This is a genomic window from Marivita sp. NO-S04 (assembly GCF_059070475.1).
The window spans coordinates 3,502,704-3,526,111 of record NZ_CM180980.1; the positions used below are offsets into that span (position 1 = coordinate 3,502,704).

The 23,408-nt window shown below is 59.9% G+C and carries 21 protein-coding genes and 1 pseudogene; 12 read left to right on the top strand and 10 right to left on the bottom strand.

What is annotated here, in order from left to right:
• Positions 1-116 precede the first annotated feature (116 nt).
• Positions 117-541, top strand: a pseudogene (gene mscL, locus ACK3EW_RS17820) (large conductance mechanosensitive channel protein MscL).
• A gap of 76 nt (positions 542-617) precedes the next feature.
• Here the strand turns inward: mscL and ACK3EW_RS17825 are convergent.
• The 5 genes from ACK3EW_RS17825 to pncA all read right to left on the bottom strand — a co-directional run bounded on the left by ACK3EW_RS17825 (position 618) and on the right by pncA (position 5,304).
• A complete protein-coding gene (locus ACK3EW_RS17825; protein ID WP_439120449.1) occupies positions 618-1,904 on the bottom strand; it encodes a PQQ-dependent sugar dehydrogenase in 1,287 nt (428 codons plus the stop codon).
• 176 nt (positions 1,905-2,080) lie between these two features.
• Positions 2,081-3,373, bottom strand: a complete 1,293-nt coding sequence (gene pncB, locus ACK3EW_RS17830; RefSeq protein ID WP_493807228.1) for a nicotinate phosphoribosyltransferase — start codon at positions 3,371-3,373, stop codon at positions 2,081-2,083.
• A gap of 60 nt (positions 3,374-3,433) precedes the next feature.
• The gene (locus ACK3EW_RS17835) at positions 3,434-3,889 is read right to left on the bottom strand and encodes a tellurite resistance TerB family protein (RefSeq protein WP_439120447.1); all 456 of its coding nucleotides are present in this window, start codon (positions 3,887-3,889) and stop codon (positions 3,434-3,436) included.
• 123 nt (positions 3,890-4,012) lie between these two features.
• On the bottom strand, positions 4,013-4,714 hold the full coding sequence (locus ACK3EW_RS17840; protein ID WP_493807229.1) for a YkgJ family cysteine cluster protein: 702 nt from the start codon (positions 4,712-4,714) through the stop codon (positions 4,013-4,015).
• Entirely contained in the window at positions 4,711-5,304 is a 594-nt protein-coding gene (pncA, locus tag ACK3EW_RS17845; RefSeq protein WP_493807230.1) for a bifunctional nicotinamidase/pyrazinamidase, read from the bottom strand. Before pncA ends, ACK3EW_RS17840 begins: the two co-directional genes overlap by 4 nt.
• A gap of 113 nt (positions 5,305-5,417) precedes the next feature.
• Between pncA and trhO the strand changes: the two genes are divergently transcribed.
• Complete coding sequence (gene trhO / locus ACK3EW_RS17850) at positions 5,418-6,338, top strand: oxygen-dependent tRNA uridine(34) hydroxylase TrhO (RefSeq protein ID WP_493807231.1); 921 nt, start codon at positions 5,418-5,420, stop codon at positions 6,336-6,338.
• A 112-nt stretch (positions 6,339-6,450) separates the two neighbouring features.
• Here trhO and ACK3EW_RS17855 read toward each other — a convergent pair whose 3' ends face one another.
• From ACK3EW_RS17855 to ACK3EW_RS17865, 3 genes are all read right to left on the bottom strand, one after another.
• Positions 6,451-6,702, bottom strand: a complete 252-nt coding sequence (locus ACK3EW_RS17855) for a hypothetical protein (protein WP_493807232.1) — start codon at positions 6,700-6,702, stop codon at positions 6,451-6,453.
• A gap of 116 nt (positions 6,703-6,818) precedes the next feature.
• Complete coding sequence (locus tag ACK3EW_RS17860) at positions 6,819-7,529, bottom strand: DUF599 domain-containing protein (RefSeq protein ID WP_493807233.1); 711 nt, start codon at positions 7,527-7,529, stop codon at positions 6,819-6,821.
• Between the two features lie 3 nt (positions 7,530-7,532).
• Positions 7,533-7,943, bottom strand: a complete 411-nt coding sequence (locus ACK3EW_RS17865; RefSeq protein ID WP_493807234.1) for a CopD family protein — start codon at positions 7,941-7,943, stop codon at positions 7,533-7,535.
• A gap of 122 nt (positions 7,944-8,065) precedes the next feature.
• Between ACK3EW_RS17865 and ACK3EW_RS17870 the strand changes: the two genes are divergently transcribed.
• The 5 genes from ACK3EW_RS17870 to ACK3EW_RS17890 all read left to right on the top strand — a co-directional run bounded on the left by ACK3EW_RS17870 (position 8,066) and on the right by ACK3EW_RS17890 (position 13,471).
• On the top strand, positions 8,066-9,514 hold the full coding sequence (locus ACK3EW_RS17870; RefSeq protein WP_493807235.1) for an FAD-linked oxidase C-terminal domain-containing protein: 1,449 nt from the start codon (positions 8,066-8,068) through the stop codon (positions 9,512-9,514).
• Positions 9,515-9,570: 56 nt separating this feature from the next.
• Positions 9,571-10,674 carry an FAD-binding protein gene (locus ACK3EW_RS17875; RefSeq protein ID WP_493807236.1) on the top strand — a complete coding sequence of 368 codons (1,104 nt, stop codon included), beginning with the start codon at positions 9,571-9,573 and terminating at the stop codon, positions 10,672-10,674.
• A 3-nt stretch (positions 10,675-10,677) separates the two neighbouring features.
• Positions 10,678-11,991 carry a glycolate oxidase subunit GlcF gene (gene glcF, locus ACK3EW_RS17880; protein ID WP_493807237.1) on the top strand — a complete coding sequence of 438 codons (1,314 nt, stop codon included), beginning with the start codon at positions 10,678-10,680 and terminating at the stop codon, positions 11,989-11,991.
• A gap of 70 nt (positions 11,992-12,061) precedes the next feature.
• Positions 12,062-12,859, top strand: coding sequence for a trypsin-like serine peptidase (locus ACK3EW_RS17885; RefSeq protein ID WP_493809757.1), 798 nt, complete (start codon positions 12,062-12,064; stop codon positions 12,857-12,859).
• Between the two features lie 144 nt (positions 12,860-13,003).
• Entirely contained in the window at positions 13,004-13,471 is a 468-nt protein-coding gene (locus tag ACK3EW_RS17890; protein ID WP_439120436.1) for an Hsp20 family protein, read from the top strand.
• Between the two features lie 67 nt (positions 13,472-13,538).
• On the opposite strand, the gene ACK3EW_RS17895 is transcribed toward ACK3EW_RS17890, so the two are convergent.
• Both ACK3EW_RS17895 and ACK3EW_RS17900 read right to left on the bottom strand, forming a co-directional pair.
• The gene (locus tag ACK3EW_RS17895; RefSeq protein WP_493807238.1) at positions 13,539-15,707 is read right to left on the bottom strand and encodes an esterase-like activity of phytase family protein; all 2,169 of its coding nucleotides are present in this window, start codon (positions 15,705-15,707) and stop codon (positions 13,539-13,541) included.
• 176 nt (positions 15,708-15,883) lie between these two features.
• Positions 15,884-17,359 (bottom strand): NAD-dependent succinate-semialdehyde dehydrogenase, encoded by a 1,476-nt coding sequence (locus ACK3EW_RS17900; RefSeq protein WP_493807239.1) that lies wholly within the window; start codon positions 17,357-17,359, stop codon positions 15,884-15,886.
• An 82-nt stretch (positions 17,360-17,441) separates the two neighbouring features.
• Here ACK3EW_RS17900 and ACK3EW_RS17905 point away from each other — a divergent pair, with 82 nt between their 5' ends.
• The 5 genes from ACK3EW_RS17905 (at position 17,442) to ACK3EW_RS17925 (ending at position 23,408) form a co-directional block, all read left to right on the top strand.
• Complete coding sequence (locus ACK3EW_RS17905) at positions 17,442-18,239, top strand: hormone-sensitive lipase (protein ID WP_493807240.1); 798 nt, start codon at positions 17,442-17,444, stop codon at positions 18,237-18,239.
• A gap of 124 nt (positions 18,240-18,363) precedes the next feature.
• Entirely contained in the window at positions 18,364-19,614 is a 1,251-nt protein-coding gene (locus ACK3EW_RS17910) for a sarcosine oxidase subunit beta family protein (protein ID WP_493807241.1), read from the top strand.
• Positions 19,614-19,901, top strand: a complete 288-nt coding sequence (locus ACK3EW_RS17915; protein WP_493807242.1) for a sarcosine oxidase subunit delta — start codon at positions 19,614-19,616, stop codon at positions 19,899-19,901. The genes ACK3EW_RS17910 and ACK3EW_RS17915 overlap by 1 nt, the downstream gene beginning before the upstream one ends.
• Positions 19,898-22,852 (top strand): sarcosine oxidase subunit alpha family protein, encoded by a 2,955-nt coding sequence (locus ACK3EW_RS17920; protein WP_493807243.1) that lies wholly within the window; start codon positions 19,898-19,900, stop codon positions 22,850-22,852. Before ACK3EW_RS17915 ends, ACK3EW_RS17920 begins: the two co-directional genes overlap by 4 nt.
• Positions 22,845-23,408 (top strand): sarcosine oxidase subunit gamma, encoded by a 564-nt coding sequence (locus tag ACK3EW_RS17925; protein ID WP_493807244.1) that lies wholly within the window; start codon positions 22,845-22,847, stop codon positions 23,406-23,408. Before ACK3EW_RS17920 ends, ACK3EW_RS17925 begins: the two co-directional genes overlap by 8 nt.

Genomic DNA, 23,408 nt, shown 5'->3' on the forward strand with positions numbered 1-23,408 from the left:
TTTCGCAATTTCCCCGTGGTTTGTGTCGGAAGACGTGACAAAGACCGTGGCGATGATATCAAAATCTCCGCTGCGCGTTTTTCGCCGCGGCAAGCCAACACGAGGGAAACATAGTAATGATTCAAGAATTCAAGGACTTCATTGCCAAAGGCAATGTCATGGACATGGCCGTCGGTATCATCGTCGGCGCTGCTTTCACAGCGATCGTCACATCACTGGTCGGCGACATCATCAACCCGATCATCGCGCTCTTTACCGGCGGCATCGACTTTTCGGGTTGGTTCTACACGCTTGATGGCAGCACCCATGCATCACTGGCCACCGCGCAGGAAGCTGGCGCTCCGGTTTTCGCAGTGGGAAGCTTCATCATGGCCCTGATCAACTTTCTGATCATCGCCTTTGTGGTGTTCCTGCTGGTCAAGATGGTCAACCGGATCAAATCCGCCGCCGAAAAGCCGGAAGATGTGGCACCTGAAGTTCCAGCCGGCCCGAGCGAACTCGATGTCTGCTCGAAATCCGGGATGCCTTGAAGAAAGGCTGACACGCTCTCTCCGCAGGCTGCGTGACTGACCCTAAAAGAGCCCTGCGCCGGACCGTCCGGCGCAGGGTTTTTCGTATCAGTTGCCCGGAGTGAGCTTGTGGATAAAGCCCTCATCCGTCGCGGTGTACAGGCTACCATCCGGCCCGAACACAACCGACCGGAACCGTCCCGACTCCATCGGCAAGGTCAGTTCCGTGACATCTTCAACCGTCAGCTCGTCAGTCAGTTCGATGACGTCGATCCGCTGGCCGATCGGTGTGCCACCAAAGCCAATACCCATAATGCCAACGACCATCGCACCGTTCCAGTCACCCCACTGCTCGCCCTCAAGGAACGCAGCCGAAGATGTGCCCTGTGACCAGCCGTTATTGTCCCAGATCGGCGGCATCGCGTCGGGATATGTTGCCAGATCCGTCATTGGCATGAACGCGGCACGTGCATAGCGGTCCATGCCATCCATCTGGTTCGGGCTGTAACCGCAGTAATTGTCCGGGCAATCGCCCCGACCGGCCATGTTCGGGCGCGGGTCCCAACCGGCGTTGCCGCCGTTGCGCAGGACAGTGATCTCGTCCGAATGCCACGGGCCATGCTCTGCCGTGATCGGCGTGCCGGTTCCCGGATGGAATGCGATGCCCTGAACGTTGCGATGCCCATAGGTGTAGGTCCGCTTGTCGAACCCTTCCGGCGGCGTGTTCTCGGCAGCGGCGTTGCCATCCCGGTCGATGCGCAACACCTTGCTGCCCATCATCGTCGGGCTTTGCGGCACTTCACCGTTATGGGTGTCGCCTGTGGTCAGATAGATATACCCATCCGGCCCAAAACGAACCCGTCCGCCATTATGCGCGCCCGACCCACCGAAGGGGTGATCACTCGGCGCCATCTTGTAGGGCACATCGTCCACGATATCGGTGCGGTCCGACACGTTGGTGAAATCGTCATTCACCACCATGCGCATCAAGCGATTGGTGTGCGGCGTGACCATGTTCGATGTCGAATAGACATAGATCTGGCGGTTGGTCGCAAAATCGGGATCAACGGCAACACCCATCATCCCGGCCTGGCCATCACAGAACAGGTCGTCAGCGCTGCTGGCATAGCCTTCGGCACCGGACATACCCAAAAGGCTGTTCACCTGACCGGACGGCAGCATAACGGACAGCCCGTCACATTTTTCCGTAAAGAACATGGTGCCGTCGTCAAGGAACGACATGTCCCATGGCTCATCAAGGTCTTGCAAAACAAGTGTATGCTGCAGGCTGGTCGTATTCATCATTTGGGCCGAAGCCGAAGACGCGGCAATAAATGCACCGGTCATGAACGGCGCAAGGGCCAGAACAGCGGTAGTACGAGACAGATAACCCATAATATCCTCCCTGATTTATGGAACATCCAACTTCCTCCGATAACGCAAGGTGACCCTGCGTCAGTTGGACACAGCAGAGCTAGCGCCACGCCCAGATCTAATCAACACCTGAGATGCATCTTTTCTTGATAATTGGGATTTCGGCAGAAAAGCTGCCGCCGCGCAGACGCTCCTTGTCAGACCACCACGTCCAGCCGTTCTTGCGCGCCAACGTCGAAAACACGCTTGTAGCGATCAATCTGGTCCTGTGGCCCCATCGCCTTGTTAGGGTTGTCAGACAGTTTTACCGTCGCCCGCCCATTCGCATCGACCGCCTTGCACACAAGGCTGAACGGCGCCAGTCGATCATCCGGCGTCAGCCCCCGGAAGTCATTGGTCAGCAAAGTCCCCCAACCAAAGGACACGCGCACCCGTCCGGCGAACTGACGCTGCAACTCTAGGATCTTGTCCACATCCAACCCGTCCGAGAAGATCACCAGCTTCTTGGTCGGGTCTTCCCCCCGGTCCTTCCACCAGCGGATCGCAGTCTCGGCCCCGGTCGCGGGATCACCCGAGTCGATCCGGATACCCGTCCACCCCGCCAGCCAATCCGGTGCGTTCTTGAGGAAGCCCTCGGTGCCATAGGTGTCCGGCAGGATCATCCGCAGATTGCCCTCGTGTTCCTCGTGCCAATCAGCCAACACGTCATAGGGGGCTTTGGCCAGCGCCGCATCATCCTCGGCCAGCGCGGCATAGACCATCGGCAATTCATGCGCATTGGTGCCAATCGCTTCAAGGTCGCGGTTCTTGGCGATCAGGCAGTTCGACGTACCGACGAAACTGTCGCCCAGCCCCTCGTACATCGCCTGCACGCACCAGTCCTGCCACAGGAACGAATGCCGCCGCCGTGTGCCGAAATCCGCGATGCGCAAGGCCGGATCACCACGCAGCTTTTCGATCTTCTCCCACAGCTTGGTCATCGCGCGCGCATAAAGCACCTGCAACTCGAACCGCCCCATGTCGTTCAGAACCGCGCGTCCGCGCAACTCCATCAACACCGCCAGCGCCGGAATCTCCCAAAGCATCACCTCGGGCCAAGCGCCCTCAAAGGTAAGCTCGTACTGATCGCCCACGCGCTCGAGGTGATAAGGCGGCAGGCGTAGCTGTTCGAACCATTCCATGAAATCTGGGCGGAACATCTGGCGCTTGCCGTAAAACGTGTTCCCGCGCAGCCATGTGCTTTCATTCCGACGCAAAGACAGCGACCGGATGTGATCCAACTGTTCGCGCAACTCCCCTTCGTCAATCAGCTTGGCCAAGGGCACATGCGACGACCGGTTGATCAGGCTGAACGTGACCTGCGTGTCGCGCTTGTTGCGGAACACCGACTGGCACATCAGCAGCTTGTAGAAATCCGTGTCGATGAGCGACCGCACAATTGGGTCGATCTTCCATTTGTGGTTCCAGACGCGGGTGGCGATATCAACCATGAGGGTCTCCGAAAGCGCGGGCGCCTCGCTTAGACCAACCCAACCCGAACTTGTCCAGTGTCAGTGGTACTTGTCCCAGTTCGCGACCTCTTCATCGCGAATGCGCTCACAGGTCGCCTCATCCACGCCCAAGAGACCAGCAATCTCACCGACAAGCAGGTCTTCCTTGGCATGGCGATTGCCATCGGCATAGACCACATCCCACAGAGCCGCGACCGCCGCTTCGCGTTTCTCTTGGCTGATGTTTTCGGTCAGGATCGCAGCTAGGTCGGCTGTCTTGGGAAGTTCGTGTTCCAGCTTCTCGCATTGCGCCCGCATCTTGGCCGCTTCAAGGGGTTTGAGCCCGTACATCCGAGACAACACCCGGTCGATCTCTTCGACCTCCTGAAAAAGGTACGCTTTATCTGCCATCGCAGTGCGCACCATCAACGCACCAAGCGCATATTTGGCGTCCGCAGGCGGCAGCGGAGTTGTGGGCGTGGACTTATCAAACAGGGCAAGGATGCGTTCGAACATGGCTCGGTGCCTCTTACGAGAGTGTTTTTAAGAGACTACGAAACTCTGCGACAGGCACAAAGGGGGAAACCACATGCAGATGCGTCTCCGTTCCCAACAGTGCGCATTCGGGAACACCCTTGGTCAAACGCGCGAGATATCCCGCTTGCTGCGCTTGAGTTCTGCGTCCAACTCGGTCGGTTTGTGCCGTGCTTGTACCAAAGCCTCGTCCAGCGAAACCCCGTCGACAGCTGCCGCTGCAACCTGTGCCAACGCATAGGTCGACACCCGCTTCACCCCCTTGAGGGCCGCGCGGCTCAGACCGATGGCCGCAAGATAGGTGTGATACGGCCCCAATGTGCCCGGCCCCGGAACGGCCTGTCCCTCGGACAACGATTTACATGCCTCGACATCGGTCGACACATAGGCCCGGCAGATCATCGGTCGTGCCTCGTACGCGCGGCAACTGCGGGTCTCGGGGTCCAGCGATGGACACGCTTTGGGATGCCACGCGCGCCCGTCGGGTTGTCCCGCCAAGGGCGCAAGTGCGCTGTGCAGTGCAACAGCTTCGGCCTCGGTGATCGTTCCGCCATCCGCACCTGACAGAATGCAACAGAACGCGCAGCCATCGGCGCAGGCCAGTCCCTGCGGCGACAGCCCGGACAAAGCGACCCGCCCAATCCCTGTGGCTGCCGTCCCATCAGCAAGGTCTTTCGTGGCACGCGCCGTGTCGGGCTGCGCCCCTATGTAAGCGACCAAGCCACGCTTGGCGCGGTCACTCACCTCGGGCGTGCTTGTTGTGCGGGCTTTGTTCAGGCGGTCCGCCAGCGTCGGGGCTTTGCTCATGCCAGCGTCACACCCGCCTGCGCCATGTCCTGTTTCGCCGCCTCAAGCGATCCGTTCAGGTCGATGGCCCGGCAGAGGTCCATGCGCACAGTGACATCGAACCCCAGCTTGGCCGCATCAATCGCCGAGTAGGCGACGCAAAAATCAGTGGCGAGGCCAACCAGTGTCAATGTCGTAATCCCGCGCGTGCGCAGATAGCCCTCAAGACCGGTGGGCGTTTTGTGGTCATTCTCAAAAAACGCCGAATAGCTGTCGATCGCGCGGCGGAACCCTTTGCGGATCACCATCTCGGCGCGGTCGGTGGTCAGGTCAGGGTGAAACGCAGCTCCCGCTGATCCGATCACACAATGATCTGGCCAAAGCACTTGCGGACCGTACGGCATCTCGATCAAACCGTACGGCTCCTGCCCGTCATGTTGCGAGGCGAAACTCGAATGGTCCGCCGGGTGCCAATCCTGCGTCAGCACAACCGCCTCAGCCTCTGCCATCAGTGCATTAATGCCCGGAACGATCTTGTCGCCTTCTGGCACGGCCAATGCGCCGCCGGGGCAGAAATCGTTTTGGACGTCGATGACGATCAGCGCAGACATGGGGCAAGCCTCCTCTTTGGTGTGACTTGGGTAAGAACACTGTCCAACAGGGTCAAGGGTTGCGGCATCGCGGGGCCTTGCGCGACCGGAAATCGAGGCGTAATTCCGCGCGCATGTTTACGGTTTGCGCACTCTACCACTTCACCCGCTTTGACGACCCCGCTGCCCTGCAGGAGCCATTGCTGACGGTCTGCCGCGACAACGCGATCACCGGCACGCTGCTGCTGGCGCGCGAAGGCATCAATGGGACGGTCGCCGGGCCCGAGGCTGGCATTAACGCTTTGTTAACCCATCTGCGCGCTCTGCCCGGCTGCGCCGATCTGGAATGGAAACTGTCGACCGCGCAAGAACGCCCTTTCCACCGGATGAAAGTGCGGCTGAAAAAAGAGATCGTGACCATGGGCGTGCCCGATGTCGATCCGCGCGCCAAGGTCGGCCACTACGTGCAACCTGCGGACTGGAACGAGCTGATCCAAAGCCCCGATGTGGCCGTGATCGACACCCGCAATGATTACGAGGTCGCCATCGGAACCTTCGACGGCGCGGTCGACCCCAAGACCGAAAGCTTTCGCGAATTTCCGGAATGGTGGGAAAAGAACAAGGACCGCTTTCATAACAAGCGGATTGCCATGTTCTGCACAGGGGGTATTCGCTGCGAAAAGTCGACGAACTACCTGATCAGTCAGGGGGTGGAGGATGTATACCACCTCAAGGGCGGCATCCTGAAATACCTCGAAGAGGTGCCAGCCGAGCAAAGCACCTGGCAGGGCGAGTGCTTTGTATTCGATGCCCGTGTGTCGGTCGGGCATGGGCTCAAGGAAGGGCCGCATTTGCTCTGCCACGCTTGCCGTCACCCAATTTTACCGGATGATAAAAACCGCCCCGAATACGAGCAAGGTGTGTCCTGCCATCTGTGTATCAACGAGACGTCGAACGACGACAAAGCCCGATTCCGCGAGCGGCAAAAACAGATCCGCTTGGCCGAAGCGCGGGGAGAGCGACACCTGCATTCGGATGTGGTTGATGAAACGTAAATAGGTCAGCCCCGGCCCTATTGTTTCGCACGCGAAACATTGGGTCAGGTTCCGTGTCCTTTCTTGTCCACCATTTTTGGGGTGCGGTCTGAGGATGGTCGAACAAAAGGTCTCAGCGCAGCAGGGAAACGCGCGTGTCGGACCAGCCATCAACAGAACACTTGGCCCGGATGAACAACGGGTCATCGGGCAGATCGTTGACCGTTAGGCTGCGGGTAAACGGCTGCTCCTCAACATGCGGATGCAGCAATTCCCGAGTGCCAAGCACCGTCCCGTCCTCGGTCTCGACCCGCCAGCCACCAGCATAGTAATCCCATCCCGTATCCGGATGCGCGAGGGTTACAGACACGCGCACACCGCTCACTTCAGCCCCTACGATCTGAGGTGGATCAGCAAAAGCGGGCGCTGCGAAACAGAAAAGACAAAAGAGAGCACGGGTCAACATGGGATGAGACTAGCAGACCCATCTTCACCCAGCGGTCACGATTTCGCGTCCGGCGCACCGTGAATGAGGACATACCGCGATTGAGACGCGAATTCCCGTCGCAAGATCACCAGAAGGGTCACCAGCGTGGCAAGGATCAACGGCCCCGCCCCCAGCAACCATGCCGAGGACGCGATGCCGAAATAGACCGACCGCAGCCCGCGATTGTATCCCCGCGCTGCCGTGATATTCAATTCACCTGCTTGTAACGCCATCGGCAATGCCTTTGGGTCTTTCGGGTCGTTCGGCACTGCCGCCATGATGACCGAGCAGTAACCGAACAGCCGATGCGACCAGACAAATTTCAGAAATGCGTTTGCTGCGAACAACAGCAGAACCAACAGTTTGACCTCGAGTAGAAAAATCGGATCGCTTTCCAGCGTCAAATCCTGCGCCACCCCTCGTAACCGCTCCGCATTACCCAACAGCGCGAACCCACCACCGATGGCGATCATGCTGGCCGACGCGAAAAACGCAGTACCCTGCCGGAGACTTGCAATGATCTGACTGTCGAAGATTCGCGGATCGCGCTGCACGAAGGTGCGCATCCATTCGCGGCGAAACTCTGCCATGATCTGCGATGTAGACGGATGTGACTTTGGTGCGTTCTCGACCACCAGACTGCACAGAACCCAACTGCCGATAAGCATGCCAAGACCAACCGCATCCAAAACAGTGAACAGGTAAAGGCGATCAAACCAGTCCATTGGTCAGAACGGTTTGACGACGACAACCCACAGGATCGCAATGGCGCCGAATACGCTGACTTCGTTGAAGATGCGCAGGTAGCGGTCGGATTCAGTGAACACCCCGCGTTTCGCACGCAACACCAGCCGACCTGTCCATGTGTAGTGAAGTGCCAGCAACAGTACGAGCGCCAGCTTGACCCATACCCATGTTGGAAACTGCCACAGCGACCCAAGCCAGATACCGGTGATCAGGGCGATCACACCCAACCCTGCGGAAAAGCGATAGAGGCGGATCGTGAGGTCCCCCAAGGGACCGAATTCCCCGATCCGGTCATATTCGCGTTTCCAATAGATCAGGGCGCGCGGCACGGCAAAGATCGAGGTCATCCAACCCATGACGCAGAGAATGTGAATAATCTTGATCCAGTCCATATCCGCTTGGTGACCGGGCTTTGCCGCAAAGGCAAGAGGAACAGATGCCGCGCGTTGCGAAATTTTCGCTGGTGTTATTTGACATATTGGTTATATCTTTTTACCAATTTGGAGGAAACGCCATGCAAATGCCAAAACCCGATGCACGTGTTCTGTCGCGCAAAGCACAGATCGTGGCACGCCTACGCGATGCAATCCCGGCGGATGCGGTGATCTCGGACGAGATGGAAACCCGTGCCTATGAGTGCGATGCGCTGACGGCCTATAAGTGTCCGCCTCTTGCGGTCGTTCTGCCGTCGACAACCGAAGAGGTCGCGGCGGTTCTCAAGGTCTGCCACGAGATGGGTGTTCCCGTTGTTCCGCGCGGATCAGGCACATCACTGGCCGGGGGCGCATTGCCAACGGCGGATTGCGTGTTGCTGGGCGTCGCACGCATGAATGACGTGCTGGAGACAGATTTCGATAACCGCTTCATCCGTGTGCAGACCGGGCGCACCAATCTGAGTGTCACCGGCGCAGTTGAGGCGGATGGGTTCTTTTACGCGCCTGATCCGTCCAGCCAATTGGCTTGCGCCATCGCGGGCAATATCGCGATGAACTCGGGAGGCGCGCATTGCCTGAAATACGGCGTGACGACCAACAATCTGATGGGTGTCACCATGGTGCAGATGGATGGCACCGTGATGGAGATCGGCGGCAAACATCTGGATGCAGGAGGATATGACCTGCTTGGTCTGATCTGTGGTTCAGAAGGTCAGTTGGGCGTCGTCACCGAAGCCACGCTGCGCATTCTGCCCAAACCCGAAGGCGCGCGGCCTGTGCTGATGGGATTCGATGCAAACGAAGTCGCGGGCGCCTGCGTGGCCGACATCATCAAGGCTGGCGTTCTTCCCGTGGCCATCGAATTCATGGACCGTCCCTGCATCGAGGCGACCGAAGCCTTTGCCAAGGCAGGCTATCCGATGTGTGAAGCACTGTTGATCGTTGAGGTCGAGGGCAGCCCGGCCGAGATCGACGAGCAGCTTGCCCTGATCCTTGAGATTGCACGGCAGCACAATCCGGTGGAGCTGCGCGAAGCCAAGGATGCCGACGAGGCTGGACGCATCTGGCTGGGGCGTAAATCGGCCTTCGGCGCAATGGGCCAGATCAACGATTACATGTGTCTGGATGGCACGATCCCGGTGTCAGAGCTTCCTTACGTGCTGCGCCGCATTGGTGAGATGTCCAAGGAGTACGGTTTGGACGTGGCCAATGTGTTCCACGCAGGTGACGGCAATATGCACCCGCTGATCCTGTTCGATGCGAACAAAGAAGGCGATCTGGAGCTGTGCGAGGCGTTTGGTGCAGACATCCTGCGGCTCTGTGTCGAGGTAGGCGGATGCCTGACTGGGGAGCACGGTGTGGGGATCGAAAAGCGCGATCTGATGGTGGATCAGTTTGCACCGGCAGACCTTGAAGCGCAGATGGCGGTGAAGGACGTGTTCGATCCGGCGTGGCTTTTGAACCCGGCTAAGGTGTTTCCGCTGGCGGCATCGGAAAGCCGCCGCAGCGTTGCGCTCGCGGCAGAGTGAGACTTGGGGGGCCAGCCCCCCAAACCCCCCGGCATATTTAGAAAAAGAAGAAGATCATGAGACCTGAGACAGAGGCCGAGCTGGCCGACATGATCGCATCGGCCAGCGCGCCGATTTGCGTCAAAGGCGGGGGAACGCGGGGCGTTAACCTTGATGGGGATGTGCTGGAGACCGGCGGGCTGTCTGGGATCACACTGTATGAACCCGGCTCGCTGACCCTTGTTGCGCAGGCGGGTACGCCTTTGGCCGAGATCGAAGCGGCGCTCGATGCCGAAGGGCAGCGGCTTGCCTTCGAGCCGATGGATCATCGCGGCCTGTTGGGCACGTCGGGGGAGCCAACGATTGGCGGTGTTGTCGCGGCAAATGTCAGCGGGCCGCGCCGCGTGTCGGTGGGGGCTTGCCGGGATTTCATGCTTGGCGTGCGTTATGTCGATGGCGCCGGAACGGTCGTCAAGAATGGCGGGCGGGTCATGAAGAACGTCACCGGCTATGATCTGGTCAAGCTGATGAGCGGGTCTTGGGGAACCTTGGGTGTCTTGACCGAGGCCAGTCTCAAGGTTTTGCCGAAGCCGGAAACGGCCGCTTGCGTGATGATCGACGGATTGAGCGATGCGGACGCAGTGCGGGCGATGGCAAAGGCGCTGGGATCGCCGTTCGAGGTATCGGGTGCGGCACATATCCCTGTCGGATTGGATGGGCACCCGGTGACCATGCTGCGGATCGAAGGGTTCTCCGGGTCGGTGGCTTATCGTGCGGATCAGATCGCAGGGCTGTTTGGTGAAATGGCTGTGTGGGTTGACCGCGATCCGGAGGCGGTGACAAAAAGCTGGGCTTGGGTGCGCGATGTCTCGGCATTTCATGACGCGGAGGGCGATGTATGGCGCGTGTCCTGTACGCCGTCGAACGCCGTAATGCTTGGAGCCAAAATCGGCGCTGATGCGCTGCTCTACGATTGGGGCGGAGGGTTGATCTGGGCGCGTGTGACGCAAGGCAAAGACGTGCGGGCGCGTCTGGGCGAGTTTGACGGCCATGCGACCTTGGTCCGCGGAACAGGTCAACCGAAGTTTCAACCCAACCCGGCGCCTATTGCTGCGTTGTCAAGTGGGCTGCAGCAGAAATTCGATCCGAAGGGCATCCTGAACACAGGATTGATGGGGTAAGCCATGCAGACGACATTCACAGAAGACCAGCTCCGTGATCCGGATATCAAACGTTCGAACGAGGTGTTACGGACCTGCGTGCATTGCGGGTTCTGTACGGCCACTTGCCCGACCTATCAGGTTCTGGGCGACGAGTTGGACAGCCCGCGCGGGCGGATTTACCTAATCAAGGACATGCTCGAAAATGAGCGCAAGCCGGATGAGAAGACGGTCAAGCATATCGACCGCTGCCTGTCCTGTCTGGCCTGCATGACGACCTGTCCGTCTGGGGTGCATTACATGCATCTTGTCGACCATGCGCGGGCCTATATCGAAAAGAACTATGACCGCCCGTGGCACGAAAAGGCGCTGCGTTGGACTTTGGCGCATATCCTGCCCTATCCGACGCGGTTCCGAGTGGCGTTGTTGCTGGCGAAGATTGGCAAGCCGTTTGCGCCGCTCATTCCGGATGCACGGGTGAAGGCGATGCTGGAGATGGCACCAAAGCGGATTCCGCCAGTGAGCCGCAATGACGATCCGCAAAGCTTTGCGCCTGTTGCGCCACGCCGGAAGCGGGTGGCGTTGATGACCGGCTGTGCGCAGAAGGCGCTGAACACCGACATCAACGATGCCACCATTCGTTTGCTCACGCGACTGGGCTGTGAGGTGGTCGTGGCACAAGGTGCGGGCTGTTGCGGGGCGCTGACGCATCACATGGGCAAGGTGGATGAAAGTCACGGCTCTGCGGCGGCCAATATCAAGGCCTGGGCGCGCGAGATGGATGGTGCAGGCCTTGATGCGATTGTCATCAACACAAGCGGCTGTGGCACCACTGTCAAGGATTACGGGCATATGTTCCGCAATGAGCCTCTCGCGGCGGATGCGGCGCGGGTGTCGGCGATCGCCAAGGATGTCAGCGAAGTGCTGATTGACCTGATCGACGAGGCCAGCGTGGCTGGGGCGCGGACGCATCATGGTGGGATGAAGGTGGCCTATCACGCCGCGTGCAGCTTGCAGCACGGGCAGCAGATCAAGACACATCCCAAGACGCTGCTCAAGGCGGCAGGGTTCGAGGTGGTGGAACCGGCGGACAGCCATCTGTGCTGCGGATCAGCAGGCACCTACAACCTGATGCAACCGGAGATTTCCAAACAGTTGAAGGCGCGCAAGGTCAAAACGTTGGAGGCCAAGCAACCCGACATCATCGCAGCTGGGAATATCGGGTGCATGATGCAGATCGGGTCCGGGACGGCGGTACCGATCGTACATACCGTCGAGTTGCTGGATTGGGCGACGGGTGGGCCGAAACCAACAGCACTTGCCGCGTCTCACGGCTGACCCCGGGTCATAGTTTCGCCCCAATTGGCGCATAACTGCACAAGACAAACGGAGGTGACCTGTGCGCCAAATGCTCTGGGGGGCATTGTTTTCGCTGCTTCCAGCCATTGCTGGAGCTCAAAGCACCGGGCTGTTCTCGATGGAGAGCCGCCAGGACGGTCGCGCATGGGAAGCTGTTGGGCGGCTAGAACTGGCTGGCACAGCGTTTTGCACTGGGTCACTGATTACCCCAAACCTCGTTCTGACGGCGGCCCATTGCCTGTACAACGAAGCGGGCGAATTGCTTGCCCCCGAGGATATTCAGTTCCTTGCCGGGTGGCGCAACGGGCGTGCGGCAGCCTATCGGCGCGTACGACGGGCGGTGGCGCATCCAGAGTACGACTTTACCGCTGACCCCAGCCCAGAGCGCGTTTACTTCGATATCGCTTTGATCGAGTTGCAACACCCGATTCAGAATACGACGATCATCCCGTTCGTAACCGGGGAACATCCCAAGGTTGGCGAAAGCGTCGGTGTCGTTTCGTACGCCCACAACCGATCCGAAGCGCCCTCCATGCAGGATACCTGCGAAGTGATGTCGGCGCAGAAGACCCTTTTGATCATGTCCTGTTCCGTAGATTTCGGCAGCTCCGGATCGCCGGTTTTCGCGTTTGGGGCGCAGGGCACGCGAATTGTCTCGGTGGTCTCGTCCAAGGCCAAGAGCGGGGAGCAGCCAGTGTCCTTGGGTGCCCCTCTCGAGGCGCAGATCAACGCAATTCTCGGGATGATGGCGCAGGGCGCAGGGTTCCCCGAAGGTTCGGTACACCGCCCGCTCCGTGCCGAGGCTGGCGAACGCAAGGATACAGGCGCGAAATTCATTCGACCCTGAGCCGTGTGACATCACCCTTGAAACCCGAAGCTTGCCTTCCCAAATCACATTCGTCGGGATGCCCAGACGGGGCCTGACACCGAACTGAGCCTGTCCACATCGGAAGGCTTGCAACATCTGGTATCGCTCAATGGAGGATGACCTATGCGAGGATATGATTTCGCACCGCTTTACCGCGCAACTGTCGGCTTTGACCAAATCGCCGACCTGATGGATCGGGTTCTGACCAACGAGGTCGCGCAACCTACCTACCCACCCTACAATATCGAAAAGACAGCCGACGATGCATATCGCATTTCGATCGCCGTTGCCGGGTTTTCGGATGACGACCTGACCGTTGAGGTCAAGGATGGCGCGCTACATGTGTCCGCGCGCAAGGTCGATGAAAACGAAGGCCGCACCTATCTGCATCGTGGCATTGCGACCCGCGCGTTCCAGCGTCGGTTCCATCTCGCCGATCATGTCCGCGTCGTTGGCGCGAGCCATGAGAACGGTATGCTGCATATCGATCTGCAACGCGAGATTCCCGAAGCGCTGAAACCGCGCCGGATCGCGATTGCCAGGGCCGATGCGGTCGAGAAAGACGTCGTCGACGCGAAGGCTGTCAACTGATCTTTCCCTGATCCGAAACGTCGAAGGCGCGGGAGGACCCGCGCCTTTTCGCTTTTTTGGTCGGGATTTAGTATTTGCCGTCAACGGCGAAGAACATGGTCTCGCCGGAATGGTCATCGACACCGTCATTGTCGGTGGACACCCACATCGTTCCGTCGGCAGTGATGGCCAGACCTTCGACCTTATCTAGGACATAGCCGCCAGTTGAGGTGAGGTAAGGCAGCAGGTCGACCACCTCTTCTTTGGCCACGACGGGCAGGTCTCCACCCAGAGGCGCGGGTACCATCTCGGACAGGGCCACGCGATAGACCTTCTTGGTCACGGCCGTATCACCGATCTGATTGTCGCGTTCGATGATGTACACGTAATCACCATGCGCGGTGATTTCCGACAGACCAACCCAGCCGGCCGCAGGTTCGGCTTTCTCGTAGCGCACGGCACCCCATTCTTCGGTCTCGAGGTTATAGGCCACGAGTTTCACATGGTTTGCCGGATCATCGGCCCATTCGCGCTGAACAGCCATCCAGAGCATGTTGCCGACCTTGGTGATGCCTTCGAAGCCGAACCGGCGTTCAACCGCGAGAAGTTCGGACGGAACCGGAATGGTGGTTTCGATCTCGCCATCGCCGTTCAAATGGTAAAGCGCATGCAGGACACCGCGATCCAGACGGCCTTCCGAGGCAACCCAGAACCCGCCTTCACCGTCGAGCGTGATGCCTTCCATATCCATCAACTGCGCGGGTTGGCCGCCACGGGTGACGGGAATGGCGTGCATGATTTGCGCCGGGGTCTGGCTCGGGTCGATGTGGAAGATCGTCGGCTGGAAGCCGTAGAAACTGTCATTGACCGCCCAGATCGTGCCATCGGCATCGGCCACCATGCCGGAATTCGCACCCCAACCTGTCAGCGTGTCCATGCCCGCAGAGGTGATGTGCGGATAGGCGGCAGGTGCATCCTGGTATTCGTAGATCATCACATGCGCGCGGGCTGCACCGTCTTCCAGACCGTCGAACTCGTTGGCCGTGGCAAGCAGGTTGCGACCGGGGATTGCGACAGCACCTTCAGGCGAAATGCCCGAGGGCAGCAGTTGCTTGAGCAACGGGTTGGCCGGGTCGGTCATGTCGTAGACACCGATCACCGACGCCCGTTCGGCCAGCAGAAACACGTAAGGTGTGTCGCCGAACACGGCAGCTTCCATGCCTTCGGGTTCAACACCTTTGGCGTCAGAGCGTCGGTCAGGATAATGACCGATCTGGACCACGGCATGTTCGAACGAAGAACCGCTTTCGTAAATGACGGTGCCATCCTTGTGGAACACGGTGAACCCGCGCGATCCGCCATCCATATCGCCTTCGTTGGCGGTCACGAAATGGTCCGTGTCGATCCACTGGATGCCGTCGGGTTCACGCGGAACGTTGGTCAAGGTTTCGGTGAACAGCAGTGCTGCGCGTTCATCGGTGGCATCGACGTTTTCGAGGTCCACAGACCCGGCAGAGAAGTGGCTGAGCACCTCTCCGGCGGGGGACAGAACGACGATGTGGTTGTTTTCCTGCAGCGTCACGACGATCTCGCCATTGGCGTTCACATCGACGAATTCGGGTTCGGGATCTTCGGGCGCGATGTCGGCAAGGCCGGTCACGTTCGCGCGGATCTGGGCGTCGCACTGCATCATGCCATCTGCATTGAGCGGGATGATCGACACATGGCCTGCGGGCATCTGGGGTACGCGGCCATCACCTGCGTCCTCGTCACGTTCGTTCTCGATGGCGACAACGACGAAGGAGCCATCGGGCGCAACGGCGGTCGAGTCAGGCTGACCACCCAGATCACAGCGCGCGGCCTCGGCACCCGTCGCCATGTCGAGATGCAAGAGGAAACCGGACGGTGCGGTGTAGCTTTCCGACGTGTTAACGCCGACAAACACCGTGTTGCCCAGCGCGGACACAGCCGTCGGCTCACCACCTTCAAGCGCCACATTGCCCTTGGGCTGCGGGTTCGCCGGGTCGGTGATGTCGATCATGCCGATCACCCCCAGCGGGCTGTCGGAATAGACCAGCGTCATGCCATCGGCACTGGCCGAAATGATCTCGGCGCTGGATTCGCGGGCTGTGTCTTCGCCCTCGGCCATGTTGGCCACAACCGGGAAAGATGAGATGCGGTTGAATTTCATCTCGGCGGCAGCAGCCGAGGCAGTCAGAGCTATGGCCGATGTCAGGCACAGCGCACGATATGTCATGGAAATCACCCCTTGGATTGACACCAAGGGAGGTGCCGCGACTGCGCGACACGGGCGTGACAGATTTGATTCAGTTTTGTGAACTTGTGATGGAGGGTCATCAAAGAGGCATCTTGGCTTTCAAAGAACTAAGGCCGGGCAGAAGCCCGGCCTAATGCTGCGCTTTCAGCAAAGTTTCAGATGCTCATGCAGACGTATTTCATCTCGAGGAATTCCTCGATCCCGTGGTGACTGCCTTCACGGCCCAGACCGGACTGTTTGACGCCGCCGAAGGGTGCGACCTCGGTCGAGATGATGCCGGTGTTCACGCCGACGATGCCGTATTCCAGCGCCTCGGCGACCTTGTAGACGCGGCTGAGATCCTTGGCGTAGAAATAGCTGGCCAGACCAAAGATCGTGTCATTGGCCAGATCGATCACGTCGTCCTCGGTCTCGAATTTGAAGAGCGGGGCCAGCGGGCCAAAGGTTTCCTCGGTCGAGAACGCCATCTCGCGGGTTGCCCCGGTGACGATGGTTGGTGCGATGAAATTGCCGTCGTTGCTACCCGACTCGTCGCCCAGAATAACCTCGGCCCCTTTGGATTTCGCATCAGCGATATGCTCGCGCACCTTGTCGATTGCCTCGGAATTGATGAGCGGCCCAAGGTCAGTACCTGCTTCAAGACCGTCGCCCACCTTCATCTTGGACACGCGATCCTTCAGTTTTTGCGCAAAGGTGTCATAGACTCCGGCCTGCACATAGATGCGGTTGGCGCAGACGCAGGTCTGGCCGTTGTTGCGGAACTTGCACATGATGGCACCCTCGACAGCCGCATCCAGATCGGCATCGTCGAACACGATGAAGGGCGCGTTGCCGCCCAGCTCCATTGAGCATTTCATCACCTGATCCGCCGCCTGACGCAGCAGGATGCGGCCCACTTCGGTGGAGCCCGTGAAGGTGATTTTGCGGACTGCCGGGTTCTCGCACATCTCCTTGCCGACCTCGGAGGCGGAGGACGACGGGACGATGTTCAGCACACCCGCAGGGATCCCGGCGCGTTCAGCCAGCACACCCAGTACGATGGCGGACAGCGGTGTCTCGGCAGCGGGGCGCGCGACAAAGCTGCAGCCTGCGGCCAATGCCGGGCCGGCCTTGCGGGTGATCATCGCGTTGGGGAAATTCCACGGCGTGATCGAGCCGACAACGCCGATAGGCTGTTTCATCACCATGATGCGCTTGTCACGCTGGTGGCCGGGGATGGTTTCGCCATAGATGCGCTTGGCCTCTTCAGCGAAGAATTCGATGAAGGATGCGCCATAGGCAATCTCGCCCTTGGCCTCGGCCAGCGGCTTGCCCTGTTCGGCGGTCAGGATCGTCGCAAGGTCGTCTTGATGTTCCATCATCAGATCAAACCATTTGCGCAGAACGCCCGCGCGTTCCTTGCCGGTCCACTTGGCCCATTCCTTTTGCGCCTTTTCGGCAGCGGCAATCGCGGCGGCCACTTGGGCGCGCGAGAGATCGGCCACATCGGCAATCGTGTCACCACGCGCGGGATTGTCCACCGCGAAGGTGCCATCATCGCCGTCGATCCAAGCGCCGTTGACATAGGCGCGGGTTTCCAGCAGCGATGGGTCCTTGAGAAGGCTGGCAAGGTTTGTTGTCTGGTCGAGCATGGAGTCCCTCCGGATTTTGTGCTGACAAAGGTGGAACACTTGCTAGATGCAATGACAAGTGCTGATCTTTCGGAGCCGTGACGTGGAATTGGACGACGCCTACGCCAACAGCAAACATATCCCCAACGGGGACGGTTTCCCAGCCATCTGGCGCGCCGATGCGGATGCCTATCGTCAAAGGATGTCGGTTTTGGGCCGTGCGCGGCTGGGGGTGATGTACGGGCACGGAACGCGCGAGATCGTCGATCTGTTCCTGCCGGATGGTGTGCCCAAGGGTCTGGTGGTCTTTGTGCATGGCGGGTTTTGGCGGCAGACGGGCGGATCGCTTTGGTCACATTTAGCCCAAGGTGCCGTTGACAGTGGTTGGGCGGTGGCGATGCCAACCTATGACCTTTGCCCGCGCGTCCGGATTGCCGACATCACCCGTCAAGTGGCCAATGCGATTTCCGTGATCGCGCACGAGGTGTCGGGCCCGATCCGGCTGGCCGGGCATTCCGCCGGTGGGCATCTGGTGGCGCGGATGTTGGACCCCGGTGTGCTGCCGGATGATGTGCGGGCGCGGATCGCCAATTGTGTGCCGATCTCACCGCTCTCGGATCTACGACCATTGATGCAAACCTCGATGAACACCGACTTCAAGCTGGACGAGGCGCAGGCTCTTGCCGAAAGCCCGATTGCCATGAGCCCACCCGACTTACCGGTGACCGTCTGGGTCGGCAGCGATGAACGCCCCGCCTTTCTGGATCAGGCGCAATGGTTGGCCGATGCGTGGGGCTGCGGACATGTGATCGACGCGGGCACGCATCATTTTGATGTCATAAACGGCATGACCCGGGCGGACAGCCCCCTGATGCGAGCAATTCTCGACAGCCCGTCTTGACACTTAACAAAATTCAGAAAGAGCTTCCGACGCGTAATGTCTTTTTCTGACCGAGAATTGACTGAAAAGGACAGGCCGCATCGTTCAACCCCGTGCGAGGGTCGTCGGGAAGGAGTCGACTGATATGCGATATTCAGGTTTCCGCGTGATCAAGGAAGCGCTCACCGGCCATCGCGGCTGGGGGCCGGCGTGGCGTGATCCTGATCCGCAGCCAGAGTACGACTATGTCATCATAGGTGGCGGCGGACATGGTCTGGCGACCGCCTATTACCTTGCCAAGGAATACAAGCAGTCGCGCATCGCAGTGCTGGAAAAGGGCTGGATCGGCGGCGGGAATGTGGGGCGCAACACAACCATCGTGCGGTCTAATTACATGCTCGACGGAAACGAGCCATTCTACGAATTCTCGCTCAAGCTTTGGGAAGGGCTGGAGCAGGACCTGAACTACAACGCGATGATGAGCCAGCGCGGGATCATCAACCTGATGCACTCCGACGCCCAGCGCGACGCCTATATCCGGCGCGGCAACGCGATGATCCTCAATGGTGCGGATGCGCAGCTTCTGGACCAGAAGCAGGTGCTGGAGAAGTACCCGTTCCTGAATGTGAAGAACGCCCGCTTCCCGGTCATGGGCGGCCTGCTGCAAGCGCGTGCCGGGACCGCACGGCATGATGCGGTGGCGTGGGGCTATGCCCGTGCTGCGGATCAGCGCGGCGTGGACATCATCCAGAACTGCGAAGTGACCGGCTTCCGGATTGAGGGCGGCAAGATCCGTGGCGTTGAAACCTCGCGCGGGTATATCGGCGCAAAGAAGGTCGGGTCTTGCGTGGCCGGGTCGTCCTCCAAGGTGATGGCGTATGCCGGAATGCGCCTGCCGATCGAAAGCCATGTGCTTCAGGCGTTTGTATCCGAAGGCCTTAAACCCGTTCTGCCCGGTGTCATCACATTCGGCGCTGGGCATTTCTATGTCAGCCAATCCGACAAGGGTGGTTTGGTTTTCGGTGGCAATATCGACGGCTACAATTCCTACGCTTCCCGCGGCAATCTTCCGATGGTCGAGGACGTGATGGAAGAGGCCATCGCAATGTTCCCGATGATGGGCCGCGCGCGTTTGCTGCGCTCTTGGGGCGGGATTACGGACATGTCGATGGACGGCACACCGATCATCGACAAGACCCATATCGACGGGCTCTATTTCAACGGCGGCTGGTGCTATGGCGGGTTCAAGGCAACGCCTGCGTCGGGCTTGGTCTATGCCCATCTGCTTGCCACCGACACACCACACGACACTGCCACCGCATTCCGACTGGACCGGTTCCACACCGGGCACATGGTCGACGAAAAAGGGATGGGCAATCAGCCCAATCTGCACTGATGATCATCAACCACCCCATTCTTGGGCCGCGCGACCTGAGCGAATTCGTTTATCTGGGTGATGCCTGCCTCATCAACCGCCCTGACTGGCAAGCGGACGATGCGCTGAACCAGTTCATCGACTACGGTCACACCCGTGACAACCCGGCAGGACTGCACCGAGAGCTTTGGTATCACGAACAAGGCGACCGGTCATGGCTGGTGGTGACCCGCAACACGGTCACGCACGAGATCACACAGGTGGAACTGGCCCGCGATGCGGCCCGGGCAGAGGGGCGGTCCAAATGACCCAGAAGAACCGTTTGGACGGCGGGCTGATCGACCGGTCCGAGACCTGGTCCTTCCGTTTCGACAGCCAGTACTACAAAGGCCACAAAGGCGACACGCTCGCCTCCGCGCTGCTGGCCAATGGCGTGCGGTTGATGGGGCGGTCGTTCAAATACCACCGCCCGCGTGGGCCAATGACCGCCGGCTCAGAGGAGCCGAACGCGATTGTCGAACTGCGCGAAGGTGCGCGCCGCGAACCCAACACGCGGGCGACGACTGCAGAGCTTTACGACGGGCTGCGGGCCAATTCGCAGAACCGCTGGCCGTCGTTGAAATTCGACGCAATGCAAGTGAACGACCTTCTGTCGAACTTCTTTGCCGCTGGGTTCTACTACAAAACCTTTATGTGGCCCGCCGCGTTCTGGGAAAAGGTCTATGAGCCGATCATCCGCCACGCTGCTGGTCTGGGGTCGCTGAGCCTTCAGGACGATCCGGACGGGTACGACAAAGGCTTTCTTCATTGCGATCTGCTGATCATCGGCGGTGGCCCTGCCGGTCTGGCTGCTGCACTGACCGCAGGGGCAAGCGGAGCACGGGTGATCCTGTGTGACGAGGATTTCCTGATCGGCGGTCGCCTGAACCTTGAGACCTACGCCGTTGGAGGCATGTCGGGCGCGGCTTGGGCGGCGGACACCGTCGCGCGCTTGCAGGCGATGCCGAATGTGCGTGTCATGCCCCGCACCACGGTGATCGGCGCATTCGACCACGGCATTTATGGTGCGGTAGAGCGGGTAAGCGATCACCTTGCGGTGCCCGAAGATGGCAAGCCGAGGCAAATCCTCTGGCGCATCACCTCCAAGCGCGCGCTGCTTTGCGCCGGGGCAACGGAACGCCCCATCGTGTTCGAGAACAACGACCGCCCCGGCATCATGCAGGCCAGTGCTGTCCGCGCTTATGCGAACCGCTGGGCGACGACGCCTGCACAGCAGGTGGCGATCTTCACCAACAACGACGACGGGCATCGCACCGCATCCGATCTGGTGGCGAAAGGTGTTGAGGTCGTTTCAGTGATCGACACCCGCGCCGATGCGCCGACCTCGTCAGGCTATGACGTGATTGCAGGTGGCGTGATCGACCAAACGTGGGGCCGACTAGGCCTGTCCCAGATCGAGGTGAAGATGCCCAAGGGCGGCATCCGCCGGATCAAGTGCGGGGCGCTGGGTGTGTCGGGCGGCTGGAACCCGAACGTGCATCTGACCTGCCATCAGGGCGGACGGCCCGTCTGGAATGAGGCACTTGCGGCCTTTGTCCCCAGTGGAAAACTGCCACCGGGCATGTCGGTTGCGGGTGCTGCGAATGGCATCTTCTCGACCCACGGCGCACTTCAGTCCGGCGCGGACGGAGCCAAGGCGATCCTTGCGGATCTCGGCATCAACGCCAGTTCCCCTGCCCTCCCAGAGGCCGAAGACACTCCGGTGAAAATCACCCCGTTCTGGCACGTCAATACTGCCAAGCGCGCATGGGTGGACCAGCAGAACGATGTAACCGCCAAGGACATCAAGCTGGCGCATCAGGAAAACTATGTCTCGGTCGAACACCTCAAGCGCTACACGACGCTGGGCATGGCGACCGATCAGGGCAAGACCTCGAACATCGCGGGTCTGGCTATCATGGCCGAGGTGGCGGGCAAGGCGATCCCCGAGGTGGGGACCACCATGTTCCGCCCACCCTATACGCCCACAGCAATGGGCGTCTTCGCAGGCCGCGCGTGGGGCATGGACACCAAACCAACACGCCTCACCCCCAGCCACAAATGGGCCGAGGAACAAGGCGCGGTCTTCACCGAAGCGGGCCTTTGGCTGCGCGCACAATGGTTCCCGCAACCCGGCGAAACCCATTGGCGGCAAAGCTGCGACCGCGAGGTGATCCAGACCCGCAAATCGGTAGGCATCTGCGATGTGACCTCGCTGGGTAAAATCGACGTGCAGGGCGCGGATGCGGCGGCGTTCCTGAACAAAGTTTACTGCAACGGCTTTGCCAAGTTGCCGGTCGGCAAGGTGCGCTATGGCCTGATGCTGCGCGAGGACGGGATCGTCATGGATGACGGGACCGCCGCGCGACTGGCCGAGGATCATTTTGTTGTCACGACCACCACGGCCAAGGCGGTTCCGGTCTATCGCCACCTCGAATTTGTGCGTCAGTGTCTTTACCCGGACATGGACGTGCAGATGATTTCCACCACCGACGCCTGGGCGCAGTTTGCCGTGGCCGGTCCGAATTCCCGCAAGCTGCTGCAAAAGATCGTCGACGACGGTGTGGACCTGTCGAACGACGCGTTCCCCTTCATGGCCTGCGGCGAGATTACCATCTGCGGTGGGCTGCGCGCGCGGCTCTTCCGTATCTCGTTCTCGGGCGAACTGGCCTACGAGATTGCCGTACCTACACGCTATGGCGACGCGTTAATCCGACGCTTGATGCAGGCGGGTGAGGAATTCGATGTGGTGCCTTACGGGCTTGAGGCACTGAACGTGATGCGCATCGAAAAGGGCCACGCGACAGCGAACGAGTTGAACGGGACAACCACCGCGTTGAACCTTGGGATGGGCAAGATGGTGTCCAAGGCGAAGGATTCCATCGGGTCGAAACTGTCAGAACGCCCCGGTCTGAATGAACCCGACGCGCTGAAACTGGTGGGGCTGAAGCCCGTGAATCCTGACCACAAGGTGCCCGCTGGCGCGCATCTGATGACCAAAGGCGACAAGGTGCAGGCAAAGAACGATCAGGGATACGTCACCTCGGCCTGCTATTCACCAAACCTTGGCTCCCATATCGCGCTTGGCTTCCTGAAATCCGGCGACACCCGCATCGGGGAAATCATCCGCCTCGTCAGCCCGTTGACCGGCGTGGATCACGATGTCGAAGTCGTCAGCCCGCATTTCGTCGATCCGGAAGGAGACCGTCTCCGTGCATGATATGGCCCCACTGTGCGCCCTCAGCAGCGCAGAACCGCGCACCAACACTGTGGCGGGTGTCACACTGACCGAAAACCCCGGTCACGCTTTTGCCTCTGTCGCCGCTCGGCTCGGACAGGAAAGCGCCTGTGCCGACCGTCTTGGCACTCTGCTGGGCGCAAATGCGCCGGGCGTTAGCGCCTGGGTACGGTCAGACCCGATGTCAGCCTTTTGGATGGCACCGGATCAATGGATGGTCAGCGCTCCGTTCAGCACACATGAAGACCTTGCCACGCACCTGACCGACCATTTCGGCACAACCGCGTCGATCACCGAACAGACCGATGCATGGGTTTGTTTCGACATGCAGGGTGACGGCGTCGAACGGGTGATGCAGCTGTGTGCCAATTTCGACATCGAAACGATGCCTGTCGGTTCCGCCACGCGCAGCGTGATCCATTACATGGGGGTCTATGTACTGCAAAGCGCACCAGATGCTTTGACGGTCCTCGGTGGCCGGTCCTCGGCTGGGTCATTGCACCATGCGCTGCTGACTGCGATGAAATCCGCGCTTTAG

Coding starts and splice junctions, on each gene's coding strand:
- ACK3EW_RS17825 (WP_439120449.1), bottom strand. CDS start 1,904: ATGGGTTATCTGTCTCGTACTACCGCTGTTCTGGCCCTTGCGCCGTTC.
- pncB (WP_493807228.1), bottom strand. CDS start 3,373: ATGGTTGATATCGCCACCCGCGTCTGGAACCACAAATGGAAGATCGAC.
- ACK3EW_RS17835 (WP_439120447.1), bottom strand. CDS start 3,889: ATGTTCGAACGCATCCTTGCCCTGTTTGATAAGTCCACGCCCACAACT.
- ACK3EW_RS17840 (WP_493807229.1), bottom strand. CDS start 4,714: ATGAGCAAAGCCCCGACGCTGGCGGACCGCCTGAACAAAGCCCGCACA.
- pncA (WP_493807230.1), bottom strand. CDS start 5,304: ATGTCTGCGCTGATCGTCATCGACGTCCAAAACGATTTCTGCCCCGGC.
- trhO (WP_493807231.1), top strand. CDS start 5,418: ATGTTTACGGTTTGCGCACTCTACCACTTCACCCGCTTTGACGACCCC.
- ACK3EW_RS17860 (WP_493807233.1), bottom strand. CDS start 7,529: ATGGACTGGTTTGATCGCCTTTACCTGTTCACTGTTTTGGATGCGGTT.
- ACK3EW_RS17865 (WP_493807234.1), bottom strand. CDS start 7,943: ATGGACTGGATCAAGATTATTCACATTCTCTGCGTCATGGGTTGGATG.
- ACK3EW_RS17870 (WP_493807235.1), top strand. CDS start 8,066: ATGCAAATGCCAAAACCCGATGCACGTGTTCTGTCGCGCAAAGCACAG.
- ACK3EW_RS17875 (WP_493807236.1), top strand. CDS start 9,571: ATGAGACCTGAGACAGAGGCCGAGCTGGCCGACATGATCGCATCGGCC.
- glcF (WP_493807237.1), top strand. CDS start 10,678: ATGCAGACGACATTCACAGAAGACCAGCTCCGTGATCCGGATATCAAA.
- ACK3EW_RS17885 (WP_493809757.1), top strand. CDS start 12,062: ATGCTCTGGGGGGCATTGTTTTCGCTGCTTCCAGCCATTGCTGGAGCT.
- ACK3EW_RS17890 (WP_439120436.1), top strand. CDS start 13,004: ATGCGAGGATATGATTTCGCACCGCTTTACCGCGCAACTGTCGGCTTT.
- ACK3EW_RS17895 (WP_493807238.1), bottom strand. CDS start 15,707: ATGACATATCGTGCGCTGTGCCTGACATCGGCCATAGCTCTGACTGCC.
- ACK3EW_RS17900 (WP_493807239.1), bottom strand. CDS start 17,359: ATGCTCGACCAGACAACAAACCTTGCCAGCCTTCTCAAGGACCCATCG.
- ACK3EW_RS17910 (WP_493807241.1), top strand. CDS start 18,364: ATGCGATATTCAGGTTTCCGCGTGATCAAGGAAGCGCTCACCGGCCAT.
- ACK3EW_RS17915 (WP_493807242.1), top strand. CDS start 19,614: ATGATCATCAACCACCCCATTCTTGGGCCGCGCGACCTGAGCGAATTC.
- ACK3EW_RS17920 (WP_493807243.1), top strand. CDS start 19,898: ATGACCCAGAAGAACCGTTTGGACGGCGGGCTGATCGACCGGTCCGAG.